The organism is Sedimenticola selenatireducens (assembly GCF_963675335.2).
Taxonomy (GTDB): domain Bacteria; phylum Pseudomonadota; class Gammaproteobacteria; order Chromatiales; family Chromatiaceae; genus Sedimenticola; species Sedimenticola selenatireducens.
The window spans coordinates 465,594-482,866 of record NZ_CAXXYC010000004.1 but is presented as its reverse complement, the minus strand read 5'-3'; the positions used below and the strand labels follow the sequence as shown (position 1 = coordinate 482,866).

At 50.8% G+C, this 17,273-nt stretch carries 19 protein-coding genes and 1 pseudogene; 13 read left to right on the top strand and 7 right to left on the bottom strand.

Features of this window, described 5'->3' with window-relative positions; genetic code table 11:
* Positions 1 to 7: 7 nt before the first annotated feature.
* From ACHZBF_RS13415 to ACHZBF_RS13390, 6 genes are all read right to left on the bottom strand, one after another.
* Positions 8 to 421, bottom strand: a complete 414-nt coding sequence (locus tag ACHZBF_RS13415) for a c-type cytochrome (protein WP_321528724.1) — start codon at positions 419 to 421, stop codon at positions 8 to 10.
* Positions 422 to 502: 81 nt separating this feature from the next.
* A complete protein-coding gene (locus tag ACHZBF_RS13410; protein WP_321528723.1) occupies positions 503 to 1,366 on the bottom strand; it encodes a c-type cytochrome in 864 nt (287 codons plus the stop codon).
* Between the two features lie 11 nt (positions 1,367 to 1,377).
* A complete protein-coding gene (locus tag ACHZBF_RS13405; RefSeq protein WP_321528722.1) occupies positions 1,378 to 1,863 on the bottom strand; it encodes a c-type cytochrome in 486 nt (161 codons plus the stop codon).
* A 171-nt stretch (positions 1,864 to 2,034) separates the two neighbouring features.
* Positions 2,035 to 2,412 (bottom strand): hypothetical protein, encoded by a 378-nt coding sequence (locus tag ACHZBF_RS13400; RefSeq protein ID WP_321528721.1) that lies wholly within the window; start codon positions 2,410 to 2,412, stop codon positions 2,035 to 2,037.
* Positions 2,413 to 2,561: 149 nt separating this feature from the next.
* Positions 2,562 to 3,986 carry a sensor histidine kinase gene (locus tag ACHZBF_RS13395; RefSeq protein WP_321528720.1) on the bottom strand — a complete coding sequence of 475 codons (1,425 nt, stop codon included), beginning with the start codon at positions 3,984 to 3,986 and terminating at the stop codon, positions 2,562 to 2,564.
* Positions 3,983 to 4,699, bottom strand: a complete 717-nt coding sequence (locus ACHZBF_RS13390) for a response regulator (RefSeq protein ID WP_273439978.1) — start codon at positions 4,697 to 4,699, stop codon at positions 3,983 to 3,985. The genes ACHZBF_RS13395 and ACHZBF_RS13390 overlap by 4 nt, the downstream gene beginning before the upstream one ends.
* Positions 4,700 to 4,904: 205 nt before the next feature.
* Between ACHZBF_RS13390 and ACHZBF_RS13385 the strand changes: the two genes are divergently transcribed.
* The 12 genes and pseudogenes from ACHZBF_RS13385 (at position 4,905) to ACHZBF_RS13335 (ending at position 14,505) form a co-directional block, all read left to right on the top strand.
* Positions 4,905 to 5,540, top strand: a complete 636-nt coding sequence (locus ACHZBF_RS13385) for a Spy/CpxP family protein refolding chaperone (protein WP_335342982.1) — start codon at positions 4,905 to 4,907, stop codon at positions 5,538 to 5,540.
* A 649-nt stretch (positions 5,541 to 6,189) separates the two neighbouring features.
* Positions 6,190 to 8,127 (top strand): copper resistance system multicopper oxidase, encoded by a 1,938-nt coding sequence (locus ACHZBF_RS13380; protein WP_321528719.1) that lies wholly within the window; start codon positions 6,190 to 6,192, stop codon positions 8,125 to 8,127.
* A gap of 10 nt (positions 8,128 to 8,137) precedes the next feature.
* Positions 8,138 to 8,836: a copper resistance protein B gene (locus ACHZBF_RS13375; RefSeq protein ID WP_321528718.1), complete on the top strand. Its 699-nt coding sequence runs from the start codon at positions 8,138 to 8,140 to the stop codon at positions 8,834 to 8,836.
* 83 nt (positions 8,837 to 8,919) lie between these two features.
* Positions 8,920 to 9,321, top strand: a complete 402-nt coding sequence (locus ACHZBF_RS13370; RefSeq protein ID WP_321528717.1) for a DUF302 domain-containing protein — start codon at positions 8,920 to 8,922, stop codon at positions 9,319 to 9,321.
* 119 nt (positions 9,322 to 9,440) lie between these two features.
* Positions 9,441 to 9,716: a hypothetical protein gene (locus tag ACHZBF_RS13365; RefSeq protein ID WP_321528716.1), complete on the top strand. Its 276-nt coding sequence runs from the start codon at positions 9,441 to 9,443 to the stop codon at positions 9,714 to 9,716.
* Between the two features lie 28 nt (positions 9,717 to 9,744).
* A complete protein-coding gene (locus tag ACHZBF_RS13360) occupies positions 9,745 to 10,161 on the top strand; it encodes a MerR family DNA-binding protein (protein ID WP_273439971.1) in 417 nt (138 codons plus the stop codon).
* A 30-nt stretch (positions 10,162 to 10,191) separates the two neighbouring features.
* Positions 10,192 to 10,305, top strand: a pseudogene (locus tag ACHZBF_RS19750) (hypothetical protein); the annotation flags it as partial.
* A 141-nt stretch (positions 10,306 to 10,446) separates the two neighbouring features.
* Complete coding sequence (locus ACHZBF_RS13355) at positions 10,447 to 12,684, top strand: copper-transporting P-type ATPase (RefSeq protein ID WP_462692000.1); 2,238 nt, start codon at positions 10,447 to 10,449, stop codon at positions 12,682 to 12,684.
* A gap of 13 nt (positions 12,685 to 12,697) precedes the next feature.
* The gene (locus ACHZBF_RS13350) at positions 12,698 to 12,919 is read left to right on the top strand and encodes an SHOCT domain-containing protein (protein WP_321528714.1); all 222 of its coding nucleotides are present in this window, start codon (positions 12,698 to 12,700) and stop codon (positions 12,917 to 12,919) included.
* A gap of 17 nt (positions 12,920 to 12,936) precedes the next feature.
* Positions 12,937 to 13,290 (top strand): heavy-metal-associated domain-containing protein, encoded by a 354-nt coding sequence (locus ACHZBF_RS13345; RefSeq protein ID WP_273439966.1) that lies wholly within the window; start codon positions 12,937 to 12,939, stop codon positions 13,288 to 13,290.
* The gene (locus ACHZBF_RS13340) at positions 13,290 to 13,997 is read left to right on the top strand and encodes a TVP38/TMEM64 family protein (RefSeq protein ID WP_394707578.1); all 708 of its coding nucleotides are present in this window, start codon (positions 13,290 to 13,292) and stop codon (positions 13,995 to 13,997) included. Before ACHZBF_RS13345 ends, ACHZBF_RS13340 begins: the two co-directional genes overlap by 1 nt.
* A gap of 67 nt (positions 13,998 to 14,064) precedes the next feature.
* Complete coding sequence (locus ACHZBF_RS13335; protein ID WP_321528712.1) at positions 14,065 to 14,505, top strand: c-type cytochrome; 441 nt, start codon at positions 14,065 to 14,067, stop codon at positions 14,503 to 14,505.
* Positions 14,506 to 14,796: 291 nt separating this feature from the next.
* On the opposite strand, the gene pobA is transcribed toward ACHZBF_RS13335, so the two are convergent.
* Positions 14,797 to 15,999 (bottom strand): 4-hydroxybenzoate 3-monooxygenase, encoded by a 1,203-nt coding sequence (gene pobA, locus ACHZBF_RS13330; RefSeq protein ID WP_321528711.1) that lies wholly within the window; start codon positions 15,997 to 15,999, stop codon positions 14,797 to 14,799.
* 339 nt (positions 16,000 to 16,338) lie between these two features.
* Between pobA and ACHZBF_RS13325 the strand changes: the two genes are divergently transcribed.
* A complete protein-coding gene (locus ACHZBF_RS13325; protein ID WP_321528710.1) occupies positions 16,339 to 17,250 on the top strand; it encodes a helix-turn-helix domain-containing protein in 912 nt (303 codons plus the stop codon).
* The last annotated feature ends 23 nt before the right edge of the window (positions 17,251 to 17,273 follow it).

Genomic DNA, 17,273 nt, shown 5'->3' with positions numbered 1-17,273 from the left:
CAATCTTTTACATACAACTCATGTGTTTTGGGCCTTGGCAACCGAGTATGCGGTCACTCCAAAAGCTTTTTATATACGCTAAAATGTGGCTGGCCTGTTGTTCAGAAATAACGCCTTTCCATGCGGGCATTCTCTTTGTCCTTTGTAGCCCATACAGTATGGTGTGTATGATCTGTTCATCCGTGTGATGCCAGGCATGGGAGGTCTCATTCAGCGGCATTGCCGTTAAATAACCTGGGCGTGCAATAAATGATGGGATAGGCTTTTCGCCGACGCCGTCTTTTTGATGGCAGGCTTGACAATATTCCTGGTAGAGTCCCTTTCCGGCAATTACCGATTCTGGATCAGGGCGTTCACCCGTTGCAGCAAACAGTCCCGGACTAAAAAATAGTGCAATAATGATGATGTTAAATTTGTGCATATAGGTTGTCCTGTCTACGCTATCTGTAAAGAATCGGCCTCGTGCGAAACCATCCAGGTAAATGCGGAATTCCCGTTCGTATTAACTTTCCGTATCACGTAAATATTCGATAATCGCCTTTAAATCGGTTTCCGATAGCCTTCCTGTCGAATTTTCAATAACATGCCCCATCGATCCCCCGAGGAAATCGCCATCCGGTGTCATACCGATCTGAATGGAGAACAGTAGATCCTCATCGCTCCACTGACTGACTCGATTGTCTTTAGTCATGGTCAATCCGGGTACGGTTTCTCCTTCTGGCCCTTCTGGGTTACCAGTGAGTAGTTCATCTGCTTTAATGCCGCCTAGCAAATTTCGCGGTGAGTGGCACTCTCCACAGTGGCCCGGGCCGTTTACGATGTAAGCCCCTCGGTTCCATGCTTGTGATTTTTCTTTGTTGGCCTGGAATGGTGTGTCATCAAAATTCACCAGTTTCCATAATGTCATGAGGGACCGGATGTTGAACGGGAACGCAAGCTCATGCGATTTGTTTTTTGAGACTATCGGTGTCTGCTTGTCCAGAAACTGTTTCAGTGCAAGCAGATCCTGGCGCGACATTTTGCTGTATGAGGTATACGGAAATGCGGGATAGTAATGGCTGCCATCAGGTGCTTCACCCTTTGTCATGGCACGTATAAAATCTGCACTGCTCCAAGCACCAATACCCGTGCTCTCGTCCGGCGTTATATTGGGCGTGTAGAAGACCCCAAAGGGGGTCTCCATGGGCAATCCGCCAGCCAGCGGCTGATCATCTTTGGCTGTATGGCAGGAAGCACATCCACCCATGTTAAAGATATATTCCCCGCTTTTGACCCGGTTGTTAATTTCACGCTCTGTTGCCTCAGTGGTGGGTGCAGTAGCGATAGCAATCAACAAAGCTGGCAGCATGAGGATTGGTGAATTCATAATGCCTCTCCCTATTTCTCCTCTTTTTTCCGGTAGTCGGTGTGGCAGCTTGAACAGACTTTTCCCAACTTTGCGAATTGCCGGGAAATGGCGCGTTTATCTCTGCCCTGCGCTGTTTCCTGTAGTTTTTTTGCCTCGTCACCCAATTTAACTGAGAGCGCGGAGAACTGATCCCACTCTTCCCATATGGCTGGAAGCGCCTCTGTCGGCTTATGTAAACTGTCACTTGGAAACAGCTCCGGAATTTGCGGTGCGGCATCACTGATCGCCTGAGCATGTTTGGCGATCACCATGGAATCAAAGGCTGCTTGTCCTTTAATCATTGCACCAACTTGCTTCATGTTGTCACCGACATCTTTCATCATTTCCATGCGCTCCTTGACCACACCCGTGGCTCCGCCATGGGCTACAACAACGCCGGTCAATAGCGCGCCCGCAAACAGCAATGCCAGCCGCGCGCTGCGGAAAAGCCGATCCGTATTAACTTCCTTTTTCATGTTAAGTTCTCCACTTAATTGGAAGTGATATATTGATTCGATTGGTAAACGTGGCCTACCAGGATATTCGGATTTTTCATGTCAGAGATGCATCACCTGAATAATTCACTTTTCAGATTGAGCATCTCAACACTTGGCCAACCACGGCCTGCAACAGGTGGAAGTTTTGAATTATGAAGCGAGAAGCGGGGGTCGTAATAGCTGTGTGGGTATCAGGTCAGAGACCCGAGGAGATATGGCGGCGATATATTCGTCAGTGAAGGGGATATCTGTTTCTTGGGTTATATCGGTACAGATCTGGGCACCGGAAAATGAATCACAGTGATCACTGCAGCACTCATCATCAGCCTCTGCATGCTGCTGCAGATCAGACATCTGGAGACACGCAGCGGCGTCGGCATGGTCACTGCATTCCGTGGATTCAGCATGTCCTGCCGCCATGGCAAAGCCGGAGCCCGCCATGAAAAACCCGAAACTGGTTGAAAACGGCAATACAGCCAGCGTGAGCGCCAGCAAGTACACAGTGATCATCCGGGTGGTATAGGTCATGGGTCGCACAATCTCATTTTTTTAAACGACGTGTCAAGGATTGCAAATTCAAATCGGAATCTATTTTCATCTGCATACCGAAAATGAGACTCAGCATGAACAAATTAGTTCAGGTGATTTTTTATAGCAGGTTCACCAAATTACAGCCATTACCTCGGCAGCATAATAATCGCCTGCAGTCCACCGGCCTTTCTGTTCCGCAGAGTGAGCGTTCCTCCATGGGCAACGGCAATATTCTTGGCGATGGTCAATCCCAGACCCGTGCCGCCTGTCTTTTTGCTACGGGAGTTATCGAGTCGCGTATAGGGTTCAAAAACCTGCTCTATTTGGGGTTCAGGAATGCCGGTCCCGGCATCGGTTATACTGATTTTCAGATGTTCCTTGGAATCCTCAACCTGGATATCTGCCTGGCCCCCATATTTGAGGGCATTGTCCACAAGGTTGTTTATCATGCGCCGCAATGAGACGGGGTGGCAGTAAAAGACGCTTTGGGCGCGACCGGTTAATGTGATCTTTGCCCCGGCCTCTTCGCCATCGATTTGCATGGTCTCAAGCAAATCGTTTATATCCAGCGCCTGTTTCCGCTCGTTGCCGGTTTCATCCCGCATAAACTCAAGCGTGCCCTGCACCAGCTCTTCCATGTCATTCAGATCACGTTCGAATTTGGCTTGTAATTCCGTATCCTCGAGTAATCCACTGCGCAGTCTTAGTCGGGTTATCGGGGTCTTCAGGTCATGGGAAATAGCGGCCAGGAAACGCGAACGTTCATCGACAAATTTACGTATCTGAGCCTGCATGGTGTTGAAGGCCCTAAGGGTGCTGCGCACCTCTTCTGGTCCCTCTTCCTCTAGCGGTGGGCGTTGCAGATCCTGTCCCAGGGCACGGGCCGAATCGGCCAGATAGGCGAGTGGACTTGTGATCCACCTGACCGCCAGGAAGGCAACCAGTCCCAGGGTGATGAGCACCAGGCCAAGCGCCAGGATCACCCGAAGCGGCCAGGCAGTCATCTCCTCTGGCAGTTGCTCACCAAAACTGACCCATTGGCCATCTCTTAGCTCAACTTGAATCAGATTGGCACCCTCTGAAGGCAATATCAGCCCAGCCTCGGCCATATGCCGTTGCATCATGTCGTGCATGCCTGACCCTCTACCCATCCGCATCGGTAACTCATTCATTGAGTTAAAATGTTGCCGGGTGGTGCCGTCTACCTGACTTAGGTAAATCAGACGGTCATCGTCCAGATAGTAGTGAAGGACACCACGAAATAACGTGCCGTCACTGACAGGTGATGCTTGGTTCTGTTCCCCCTGGGGGGGGATCGACAGGCTGATGCGCATATTCGGTCCATCCAGGGCATCAACTATCTCCTGGCGCTGCAGGGCGGACATCTGATCAAGGATCTTGACGATGCCTGCAATTCGCTGGGCGCTGTGAATCCCGGCCACCCGTTGTATCGCCTCGCCCCGATCCCTGGTCAGCACCAGTGCAGTAATGGCTTCGGCTAACACCAGGCCAAACAGCAACAGAAGCACCAGGCGACTGAACAGGCTGCGTGGGTAGGGTAACCAACTCATCTCTTTTCTACCTTTGCCGAAAAAACGTAGCCTTCCCCGCGTACGGTTTTGATGAGCTGCGGCTCCCTGGCATCTTCGCGTAGTCTTTTGCGCAGGCGGCTGATCTGTATGTCGATGGCGCGCTCGTCGGGTGTCCAGTCCCGACCCTCCATCTGGGTCATGAGCTGGTCGCGTGAAAGCACCCTGCGCGGACTGTCGAGGAATATACGTAACAGTTTATATTCACCGCCACTGAGAGAGATGATCACCTTATCCTCGGCGATTAAATGCCGTGCCGCCGTATCCAGGGTCCAACCGGAAAACCGGATCTGCTCTCCGGTTTCTGGTCGGCTGCCCAACAACTCCCGGGCCCGCCACAATACGGCTTTGATGCGGGCCTGCAGTTCCCTTGGATTAAAGGGCTTGGGAAGATAGTCATCCGCGCCCATTTCCAGACCCAGTATCCGGTCCATCTCCTCGCCTCGGGCGGTCAGCATAATGATGGGTACATTAGATTGACTGCGCAGATTGCGGCAAAGTGTCAGTCCATCATCACCGGGCAGCATCACATCCAAAACCACCAAGTCAATATGATGTCGCTCAAACTCACGCCACATCTGCCGGCCATCTCTGGCAGCAGAAACCCTATAGCCACTCTTGGTCAAGTAGGTGGTCAGGAGTTCACGTATTTCGGGGTCATCATCAACTATCAGGATGTGATCAATCTGGGCCATATCTGAATACCAACCGTATCTGTGCGTGTAGTTATACCATCTCTCAATAGCCTCTTTTTGTATCGAAGTGTAACAGTATTGGCGAATGAAAGAGTTCGCTACCCAAGTCAGGCCAGTGGAAACAATAGTGCTACATGGGAGTGGTTTAATAATCCACAGAGAGAGCAACTGCTCACTCGATTACTTAAAGAGTAAGGAGATCAGCATGAAAACTATCACGAAAACTTTAATTCTCGTCGCGGGTCTTGGAGCCGGTCTTGCTGCTACGGGAGTTTTGCTGGCACACGGTCCCGGCAGCTACATGGGTGGTCCCGGCATGATGCAGCAGGGATACGGATATGGAAACCACATGGGCCCGGGAATGATGGGAGGACCCGGTATGATGAATGGCGGGTATGGTAACCCTGCGATGATGCAACAAGGGTATGGTAATCAAAATCCCATGGGTCCGGGTATGATGGGGCGCCCTGGAATGATGGGAGGTCCCGGAATGATGCAAGGTGGCGCCATGGGACCCGGAATGATGGGGCAGTGGGGTACCAATCCTGCCGAAAAACTGTCAGCGGTTAGAACCGAACTAGGCATTACCAAGGATCAGCAGGCTGCCTGGGATAACTACACTGCAGCGGTCCAGGCCCATATAGCCCTAGGTCAGGCCAGTCATCAGGCTATGTGGACACCACAGGGTGGCGCTACCGGCCCTTCCCGGAACAACCTTCACCAGGCAATGTGGGAGTCACGGCAGAAAGTGAGTGATGCGCTGCAAAATCTTCGTTCAGTGCTTTCGCCAGCACAGCAGCAAAGGGCACAGTCGCTGCTGGGGTCAGGGTGCTTTGGATGATATTACCGGGATGATGTTGCGGGGTGGGTGAGGCATGCCAGACCATGTCTCACCCTTGTTTTTTCAATGGATAATTCAGGCACTGGATGATGAACTTTCCCAAAGATCATTTGTCCACTGGGAACTGATTGAACTTACGGATAATTAGACTAATATCTTGCATCTCATGCATCGTCTCTCCAAAAAACTGCTTGCGATTATGCTCTCCCTACTACTGGGACTATCTCCTTTTCAGGGAGCAATAGCAGGATATACTGCTTTCGATGAGCAAACGGGGGATGTGTATCAACGAGTGAGTCTGCATCACAACATGGATATGGCAGTTAACCATATGATCCTTAATCAGGATCAGTGTGAAACTGACACAGGTAACATCTATTCTGGTTGTTCATCCGGCCACTGTGCATCTTGTGCACTTGGAATAACCCAGGCATCAATCCTTTCTACAATCGACATTTCAAAACCCTTGTTAATTCAAGTAAGTGACTGCTTTGTAAGCCAGCCGTCGACTTCTCTTTTTCGACCTCCCAAGTCCTGATTCTCCTGCCGGTGATTGCTGAATAATCAGGAATCACCTGATGCGATTGATTCGTTGAGTATTTGTCAGCGGCTTTACCTATGCCACTGATTTGCAGAGGAAGCATGCTTCATGATTGATAATAATGACCCTCGATATAAGAGGGGAGTCACGCTGACGCGCCGCCGATTTGTTCAGGGATTGGCTATGGGAGGTGCCTTTGCTGGCATGGGATTAGGTTCCGGTTCCGTGCTGGCTGCGGCTTTAAAACAGCAAGGGCCATCAACCCTGAGCGGCACCGATTTCGATTTGACCATTGGCCAACAGGCCGTCAACTTTACCGGCGCACCAAGAATTGGCACAACCGTCAATGGCTCTTTACCAGCGCCTATTCTGCGCTGGCGAGAAGGCGATATCGTGACCTTGAGAGTAACCAACCTGTTGCCAGAGACCAGCTCGATCCATTGGCACGGCATCATTTTGCCCAGTGCAATGGATGGTGTACCCGGCATTGCCAACGGATTTGCCGGAATAAAGCCCGGAGAAACCTTCACCTATCAATTTCCCGTGACCCAAAGTGGCACCTACTGGTACCACAGCCACTCCGGTTTCCAGGAGCAGACAGGCCTGTATGGTCCTATCGTCATTGATCCAAGAGCACCAGATCCATTCACCTATGATCGTGACTATGTGGTGATGTTCTCTGACTGGACGGATGAAGATCCCACCGATGTATACGCGAAACTGAAGAAGCTCAGTCACTATTACAACTTTAATGAGCGTACACACAAAGACCTGATGAAAGACCTCAAGGAGAAGGGACTGGCTGTCACCTGGAACGACCGCAAGATGTGGAACCAGATGCGCATGAGCGAACGAGACTTTTCCGATGTGACGGGTCATACCTATACCTTTCTGACAAATGGCCAGACGCCGGCGGATGGCTGGATCGGATTGTTCAAGAAAGGGCAGAAAGTGAGACTGCGCTTTATCAACGGATCGGCCATGACCTTTTTTGATGTCCGTATTCCAGGTTTGAAAATGACGGTGGTCGCGGCAGATGGTCAAAACATCGAGCCTGTAGCCGTCGATGAGTTCCGCATGGGAGTGGCTGAAACCTACGACGTTATTGTTGAACCGAAAGATGATCGGGCCTACACCATCTTTGCCCAGGACATCGCCCGCTCAGGATTTGCCCGGGGAACCCTGACACCGGATATCTCGATGACAGCCACTGTCCCTGAAATAGACTCCGTACCCAATCTGGAACATGGTGATATGGGCATGAATATGATGGGCGACGCTGGACATGACATGGCGAGTATGAACGGCAGTCAGCATCAGATGCCCACTGAGAGCATGATGCCTGGCATGGAGCATAGTCAACATCAGATGGGCAACGGACAAATGATGCCCGGAATGAAGCGCGATCAGGTGCAGATGCAGGCTGGGGCGATGATGCCCGGTATGGATCACGGTCAACACCAGATGATGGGGGGTGGGCAGATAGGCACGCAGTTGCCTAAATCTAACCCGTCGGATTTCACAGCAGGGCCTGTTCGTCATGCCCAGAGCGAGTATGGTCCCCAAGTGGACATGCGGGCGGATAGTCCTCAGTACCGTCTTGATGATCCTGGCGTCGGCTTGCGCGGCAATGGGCGGCGTGTGCTCACCTACTCAGATCTACGTGCCTTGCGCACCACTTATGATCACCGTGATCCGGATCGGGAACTGGAGCTCCACCTGACCGGTAATATGGGACGCTATATATGGTCAATCAACGGAATTAAACACAGTGATGCTGAGCCGTTGCGCTGGAAGCTTGGCGAGCGTGTTCGCATCACGTTTGTAAATGACACCATGATGAATCACCCGATGCATCTACACGGTATGTGGAGTGACCTGGAGACCGGAGACAACAACTATTTGCCACGGAAACATACGGTCATTGTACAGCCGGGCTCGCGCATCAGTTATCGGGTGACCGTGGATGCAGAAGGTGGGTGGGCCTATCACTGCCACCTGCTGTATCACATGCCGGGGATGTTCCGTACAGTTATCGTCAGTTGAGGAAGTAAAAATGAAAAGCATACTAGCTGTAGTGATATTTGTCGGCCTCTCCTCAACGGCGTTGGCAGGTGGGGCGGATGATCCACTGCTTTACAAGGTGATGATCGATAAATTGGAACTCGGAAACACCAGCGGACCGAATACCCTGGTCCTGGATGCGGATGCCTGGGTCGGTTATGACCTGAACAAGTTCTGGTTTAAAACGGACGTGGAACGTGTCGATGGCAATACCGAAGAAGCGGAAGTACAGTTTCTCTATAGCCGCGCCATTGCACCCTTCTGGGATTTCCAGGCCGGGTGGCGGCACGATATAAAACCCAAACCGACGCGCGACTATCTGGCACTTGGATTCAAAGGTCTTTCTCCCTATCAATTTGATGTGGATGCTGGCCTGTTCGTTGGCGAATCGGGACAGGTGAATGCCCGGTTGGATGTCGAATATGAATATCTGCTTACCCAGAAGCTGATCTTATCGCCCGAACTGGAAGTCAACCTGTATAGCAAGAATGACGCTGAAATGGGTATTGGCTCTGGTTTCTCTGATGTGGAACTGGGACTGCGGTTGCGCTATGAGATACGCCGTGAATTTTCCCCGTATATCGGCGTGAACTGGACCAGGAAGTTTGGCCAGACCGCTGATTTTGCCAAGGCCGATGGTGAGGATACCAGTGATGTTCAATTCGTTGCCGGTATCAGGGTCTGGTTCTGATATTTCGATGAGGGTAGATTTCTCGCTTTCCATGAAAGGATGGGCGGGTTGATTGTATTAAATTCAAACAGAGGAATAACACAATGTATAGTTTTTCAACACTACTGAAAGGAAAGATGACAGAGATAGAGCAGCAGTTGATTGATGCCCTGAAAGAGGAGGGTTTCGGTATTCTGACGGAAATCAATGTCCAGGCTACGCTGCAAGAAAAGCTGGGCATAGAGAGAAGGCCTTACAAGATCCTGGGTGCCTGCAATCCATCGCTGGCCAATCAGGCCATTGAAGCAGATCCCGACATTGGACTCTTGCTGCCCTGTAACGTGGTGATACGGGAAGAGGAAGACGGATCAATCCGCGTTGCCTTTATGGATCCCTCGGCCGTCTTAAAATTGGTCGAGCGGGATAACGTTGACCAACTGGCAGATGAAGTCCGTTCCCGGCTGCTTCGTGTGCGTGACAGCATGGGAGGATCAGTGAGCGACTGAGAGGGTAAAAAATCGTTCTTGACCTATGCGTAACGCATAGGTTGTACATTAAACCACACAAGCAGTTTCCTGCAATAACCCTTGCGAGCGAGGTAGTGAATATGCGCATTACGAGAACCATGGCCATGGCACTTTTAGTGGCAACAGCACCGGTGTCGGCGATAGCCGACACTGGGCATCATCCTGAACAAGCAGAGGCAACAGCGACACCACCAACCATGCCGATGGCCAATGGGCAGATGCCGATGATGGCTGGAGGCAAGGATGGCATGCCAATGATGAAAATGATGGAGGAGCGGCACACCATGATGCAGGCCCATATGACGAAAATGGAAGCCCATATGGCCAATATGGAGAAGCTGTTACAGCAGCTGGTTGAATTGCAGAAAAAATAGCCAGTAGGAGCGGCAGGAGGACAGACTGATGCTTACAGTAAATGAACTGGCAATCCAGAGTGATGCACCGTCCCACGTAGTGCGTTATTACGTACGCATCGGTCTGATCTTACCCGCCGATCAGCAGGAGAATGGCTATCGTCTTTTTAAAACTCAAGATGTGAGTCGAATTCGTTTTATACGGATGGCAAAAAATCTTGGGTTCACCCTGAATGAGATCAGACAGATCATACGGCATGCGGATGTTGGTGAGTCACCTTGTGATGATGTGAGAAATATCATCCAGCACCGTATTTCGGAAAACCGCATTAAAATTGAAGAGATGCTAAAGCTGCAAGCCCGAATGGAACAGGCATTGGAACTGTGGAAGCTCATGCCAAATGGGGTTCCCACGGGCTTGAGCATCTGCCACCTCATTGAAACAATCGAAAATAGCGAAGAGTGATAGCCCTTCAGATAATCGCGTTCGGAGGAAATGATGAACCAATCCGCTAAGCATTTTGAATCATCTGATCATGTCGACCCGGTCTGTGGCATGACGGTTTCTGATACGAGCGAGTACCGATCAGATTTTGAAGGAACCGATTATTATTTCTGTAGCGAACACTGCGAAAAGAGATTCCTGGACAATCCCTCAGGCTATTTAGGCAATAAAAAATCACAGCATGAAACCGGGTATCATCACGATGAAAAATGGCATGGTGATCATGCCATCAAAGGCGAGTCTCCGATGCCGAAAACCAGTGGTGGCTATACCTGCCCAATGCATCCGGAGGTTCAGACAGACAAGCCGGGTCCTTGTCCCAAGTGCGGTATGGCGCTTGAGCCTATGGGTGAACCCATAGCTGCCACACGCATTGAATATACCTGTCCGATGCACCCGGAGGTTATACAGGATCATCCAGGCAATTGCCCTAAATGTGGCATGGCCCTGGAACCGCGTACCATTGACGTGGAAGAGAAGAACGAAGAGCTGGACTATATGAGTCGGCGCTTCTGGGTGAGTGCGGTGTTAGCCTTGCCGGTCTTTCTTCTGGCTATGGTTGCAGACCTCATGCCCACCTGGTTGCCAGATGGGCTTTCCATGAAAACCGTGCAGTGGATTGAGTTTTCACTTGCAACACCGGTAGTGTTGTGGGGTGGCTGGCCATTCTTCGTACGTGGCTGGCAGTCAGTAGTGAGCTGGAATCTCAATATGTTCACCTTGATTGGGCTGGGTGTGGCTGTCGCCTGGATATACAGCATCATTGCTTTATTGTTTCCCGGCATCTTTCCACCCAACATGCTTCATGAAGGCGGCACAATCCCTGTCTACTTTGAGGCCGCGGCTGTAATCACGGCCCTGGTACTACTCGGCCAGGTATTGGAACTGAGAGCACGCAGTCAGACCAATGAAGCAATCAAGTTGCTGCTGGGATTGGCTCCCAAAACCGCACGTATCGTGCGCGCGGATGGCGGCGAAGAGGATATCCCCATGGAAACCGTCATGCCGGGTGACATCTTGCGTGTGCGTCCGGGTGAAAAAGTACCCGTGGATGGGGTGGTCACCGATGGGAGCAGTGCGGTGGATGAATCGATGGTCACTGGCGAGCCTATTCCAATAGAAAAATCGATCGGCGAATCGCTAATAGGCGCTACTGTTAATGGTACCGGTAGTTTGCTGATGCGTGCCGAGAAGGTAGGGAGCGATACGTTGCTCGCCCAGATCGTGCGTATGGTCAGCGAGGCACAACGTTCACGGGCGCCCATCCAGAAATTGGCGGATGTGGTCGCGGGTTACTTTGTCCCAGCCGTGGTGCTGATTTCGGTAATCACACTGATCATCTGGGGTTTCTATGGACCCGAGCCACGCCTGGCACACGCGATTATCAATGCGGTTGCTGTGCTGATTATTGCTTGTCCCTGTGCATTGGGTCTTGCAACGCCGGTGTCGATCATGGTGGGTACCGGCAAAGGAGCATCTCTGGGTGTGTTGATCAAGAATGCCGAGGCACTGGAGATTATGGAAAAGGTCGACACGCTGGTTGTTGATAAAACGGGCACATTGACCGAAGGAAAACCAAAACTGGTCTCGGTACAGACTGGAAAGGGTTTCAAGGAATCCGATGTTCTGCGTTTGGCCGCCAGCCTGGAAAAGGCTAGCGAACACCCGCTGGCGGAGGCCATTGTCCGTGGCGCAGGGGAGCAGGATGTTAAGTTGAGCTCAACTGATCAGTTTGAATCCATCACTGGAAAAGGGGTGGCCGGGTCGATTGATGGCCACAGGGTAGTACTTGGCAATATCAAGCTGTTCGAAGAACTTTCCATTGACCCGGGCGATTTACCGGATTTAGCTGAAACCGGTAGGGGCAAGGGACAAACCGTGATGTTTGTGGCCATAGACGATAAGGCTGCCGGGATTATCGGTGTAGCCGACCCTATCAAGGCATCCACCGCACAGGCCATTCAGGATCTACATGCGGAAGGTGTGAAGGTGGTCATGTTGACAGGGGATAACCGCACGACCGCCCTGGCGGTTGCGGATAAGCTCGGTATCGATCAGGTAGAAGCTGAGGTATTACCTGATCAAAAAGCGGCGATAGTCAAAAAACTACAGGCAGAAGGCCGCGTCGTAGCGATGGCCGGAGATGGTATCAATGACGCGCCGGCCCTGGCGCAATCCCATGTAGGTATAGCCATGGGTACCGGTACGGATGTGGCCATGGAAAGTGCGGGGGTAACTCTGGTCAAGGGTGACCTGCGCGGTATCGTTCAGGCGAGACGGTTAAGTCGAGGGACCATGCGGAATATTCGCCAGAATCTGTTCTTTGCCTTCATTTATAACGCACTGGGTGTTCCGGTGGCTGCTGGTGTTTTATACCCCGTATTTGGGTTGTTGCTCTCGCCGATGATTGCCGCTGCTGCCATGAGTTTCAGTTCGGTATCTGTGATCAGCAATGCGTTAAGGCTTAAACGGATTCGTATTTAGATAGGAGACTAAAATGTACAACGAACACATGTTTGGCTTTGGTTGGGGCTTTATGTGGTTATTCTGGATCTTTGTGATCGTGGCAATTATCTGGTTGATTAAAGCATTTATAGGCAACAGCAATAATCAGGAAAAAAAGCCAAGGTCCGCAGAGGAGATTCTGAAAGAGCGCTATGCAAAGGGAGAAATTGATCGTGAAGAGTTTGAGCAGAAGCGAAAAGATTTAAATAGTTAACGGCACATGAGTGAGATATGAAATCCAAACATCAACTGAAGCCTGTTGGCACCTGGGAAGTCCTGCGCCGTGTCGGGGTTTCCATAACGAATCATTCTGACAATTCTCTCGCTGTGGATGATGTCGTCAGTCAAGTAACAGGTGTAAAAAATATAGTGCTCGATAATGACGCCCGCGAACTGTGGGTTCTATATGACGCCAGCCAGGTGGACTACCAAGCGATAGTTCAGGCATTAACTGAAGCTGGTTTTCCTCCGATAGATAATTGGTGGACGCGGTTTAAAGGTAGTATCTATCAATATTCAGATACCAATGCACGGGTCAATGCAAAGGCACCGCCCCCTGCTTGTTGCAATAAATCCCCCAAATAGTGGCCGATATTATTGCATCAGATACCAATATGGCCGAATCGGATCGTCGGTTGAAAGCTCTGTATATACGCTTATGTATATTGGTTGTGTTTGTGCTGGCTCTATCGGCCGTCTATTACTTTCTACACGAGCATGGAAGACTCTCCGCCATTACGGATGCCGGTAAACTCAGACTCTGGATAACCAATCTTGGGTACATTGGCCCGGTCACGATCATTGCCCTGATGGCCATTGCGGTTATCATTAATCCCATCCCCAGTGCCCCCATTGCCTTGGCGTCTGGGGCGGTGTTCGGCCATACCTGGGGCACAATTTATGTCGTGGCCGGGGCCGCGATCGGGGCGGCGGGGGCATTCTGGATCGCCCGATTACTGGGTCAGGAACTACTAGTTAGACTGTTTGGCAAAAAGATTATGCTGGGGTGGCTGGGTTCGCAAAATATATTGATGGCTTTGGTCTTTGTTTCGCGACTTATACCATTCCTATCCTTTGATCTAGTAAGTTATGGGGCCGGATTGACGCAGATTAAGGCATGGCGTTTTCTACTGGCAACACTTCTCGGTCTTGTTCCTGCAAGTTTCCTGCTCGCACATTTTGGTGGAGAGATGGCTACAACTGACTTGAATGAGGCCATGTTACTGCTACTGTTGCTGGGCGGTGTAACTATTATACCCGTGGTTCTAATAGGATATTTTAGACGCCACTAAATTATCTGTAGTTGCTGATTAAAGGCGATGCACAATTACTTGGTAACCATGTGACAAGAGAAATGTGATGGGAAAAATATTAATCGTACTTCTACTATTGATACTGAGTTTCACTGTAAATGCACAACAGGAAAAAAACATGATCCTGGCGGCGACCGCTACTGGAATGCCAGGTCACCAGATGGGAAATAGTACAGAAAAGCTTGATTTGAAAACCCCACGTGTTCCCTTCAAGTATGGGCTGGGCATGAACAGGTTTCGTACCCTGTGCTCTAGTTGCCACGGCAAATGGGGTGATGGTACAGAGCAAGGGCCGCCGCTATTACACTCTTTCTACAAACCAACACACCATTCAGATGAGGCTTTTTACCGGGCAGCACGTGAGGGGGTTAGAGCACATCATTGGAAGTTTGGTGATATGCCTCAAGTAGAAGGCGCTACAAGAAAGGATGTCGATAAAATAATTCCGTTCATTCGCTGGTTACAGAAGGAGAATGGTATCTATTAGAGTTGTAGGTGTGGGAATGGGGGTTTTGCAGCGGCCTCTCTGCACCAGAGAATAATGGCGTATCCAGAATAACGATTGAAACAGACAGAACATTCAACAGATAAAACCAGGTTTTGTCCGACCAGGCTGCCACCGCGAAGTTGAAGGCGCCTATAGACCGCACCATCACCCACTTCCAATAACCACCCGGCAAGGTGTCTTGCCAGGATGTTTCCGCCCTGTTTGGTTCATTCGAAGGGTGGCTGAGCGGCAGTCGAGTCATGCCGCGCCACACATCAATAAACAATTTATTTATTCCAGGTCCTCGTAGGGGAGCCCGACATACTGCTGGGCAATTACTCGACGACCCGCCTCGTAACCCGTGTAGTAATCCAGTTCAGACGCCATAAATTTCTCAAAGGTTCTATCGTCTGCGCCATTGATCGATAGGCCTTCAAAGTTATGCAACATATTGGTCATCCACCAGGAGAAACGTTCACCGTGCCATACTCGGCGCAGGGCGATATCTGAATATTGTGCGATACATGACTTGTCATTCTCTTTGAATACCCGGGTCAATATTTTATACAGCGCAGAAACATCGGATGCCGCCAGGTTCAGTCCCTTGGCGCCGGTTGGGGGTACAATGTGGGCTGCATCACCCACCAGGAACAGATTGCCGTACTGCATCGGTTCGCAAACGAAAGAGCGCAGCGGTGCAATGCTTTTTTCAATACTGGGTCCAATTACCAGGTTTTTTGCTGTATCGGCAGGCAGGCGTTTCTTGAATTCTGTCCAGAAATCACCGTCACTCCAATCTTCCACCTTGTCGGACAGAGGGACCTGGATGTAATAGCGCGAACGGGAGGCCGAGCGCAGACTGGCCAGGGCAAAGCCGCGCTCGTGTTTGCAGTAGATTAACTCCTTACTGACCGGTGGGGTGTCGGATAGCAAGCCCAGCCAGCCGAACGGATAGATGCGCTCATATTCTGTCCTGACATTCTTGGGGATAGTCTGGCGAGAGACGCCGTGAAAACCGTCGCAGCCGGCAATATAGTTGCATTCGAGATGGTGTTTAACGCCATTGATTTCGTATGTCACAGAGGGCGTTTTGGATTTAACATCGTGCAACGTTACATTGTCGGCTTGGTAGATGGTCTGAAGACCGGCTGCCGCCCTGGCCTCCATGAGGTCTTTGGTAATCTCGGTTTGTCCATAAACCATCACCGTGTCGCCACCGGTCAGTTGCTTCATATCGATTCGTACGCGCCGGTTGTTGAAGGCAAGTTCAAAACCCTCATGTATTTCGCCTTCCCGGTCCATGCGCTCGCTGACACCGGCCTCTCTGACCAGATCGACAAAACCCTGCTCCAGAACGCCTGCCCGGATACGTCCCAGCACATATTCACCGGTTACCCGTTCTACGATGATATTGTCGATCCCCTGGCGGGCCAGCAGTTGTCCTAACAACAGGCCGGAGGGGCCGGCACCAATGATTGCTACCTGTGTTTTCATAAATGCTCACCTGGTTCTGTTTGGTTTTCGATTAAAGCTCCGAGACGGGCTATGCCAGACGACCGGCATGCCCCGGGTGTTCATCTATGATGGACCGGAAGAGAAACTGACATAAGTCATAAATGAATCAAAAAATTGTACTTATTCACCATTCGAGGCAACGTGTCGAAGCGGCGGCATGTTTTTAATAATTTATATTTATGGGATATTTCATATGTAACGATGGTAGATGCGGCTATTATTGGGATAATTCAAAAATATTATTTTGTCAGGGAATACAGTTAATAAATTGTATATTTGAGAAGTGTGGTAGTGGCTTACAGGAACCGGGTGCGCAGGGTGACAGCCAATTCAGTCGATAAATCCATTCCCCAGTATGGTCTCTATGGTGAGCCGGTATGGATCGATGATCCCGAGTTTATCCATATTGAAGATATCCGCAGGCGGAGCAGTGCCCTGGGCTGGGTTATCGGTGCCCATCGCCATGGCAGGCTGTTTCAGTTGATCTGCATTGATGAGGGAGCGGTTGAGGTACACCTGGATGACCGGGTGGCGAATCTTGAGAGTCCGTGCGTGATCACCATACCGACGGGAGTCGTCCATAGTTTTCGTTTTGCGCCGGAGAGTGAGGGTGCTGTGGTCACATTGGCCGACCCCCTGTTGTTGGAAACAGAGGGTGACCGTGCGCTGGCCTATTTCGGGGCACTGTTCACGGAGCCCGGCTGTATACCGTTTGCAAAATGTGGATTGGAACGTTCCAGGCTGAAAATGGTGCTGCAACAGCTAAAAGATGAATTTGCTCAGGCCCAGAGCGGCCGTGGCCTGATGTGTGAGTGGCTGATCCGTATCTTGCTCATGATAATTTATCGTCAGCAGGAAGCGAATGGGCAGTTGGCGGTCAGCGCCAGTGCCCCAAGTGTGACGGCCGGTCAATTGAAGTTTCTAATTGAACGGAATTTTAAAAACCATTGGACAGTGGAGCAGTACGCGAATGCCATTGGCACTACCGTCAGCCGCCTGAACCGGCTGAGCAGGAGCTTGATGAATCAAACGGTAAGCCAGATGATTCAGGCGCGTCTGGTGTTGGAAGTGAAACGGCGCCTGATCTATACGCGAGCCACCCTTGATGAAATAGCCGCTGACATGGGGTTTAAAGATCCGGGCTACTTTTCACGTTATTTCAAACGCGCGGTGGGGGTGCCTCCCGGCCGTTTTCGCAATGAGAACAATTTTGATACCACCGCTGAATAACTGACGCACCCAATGGTCGAGGG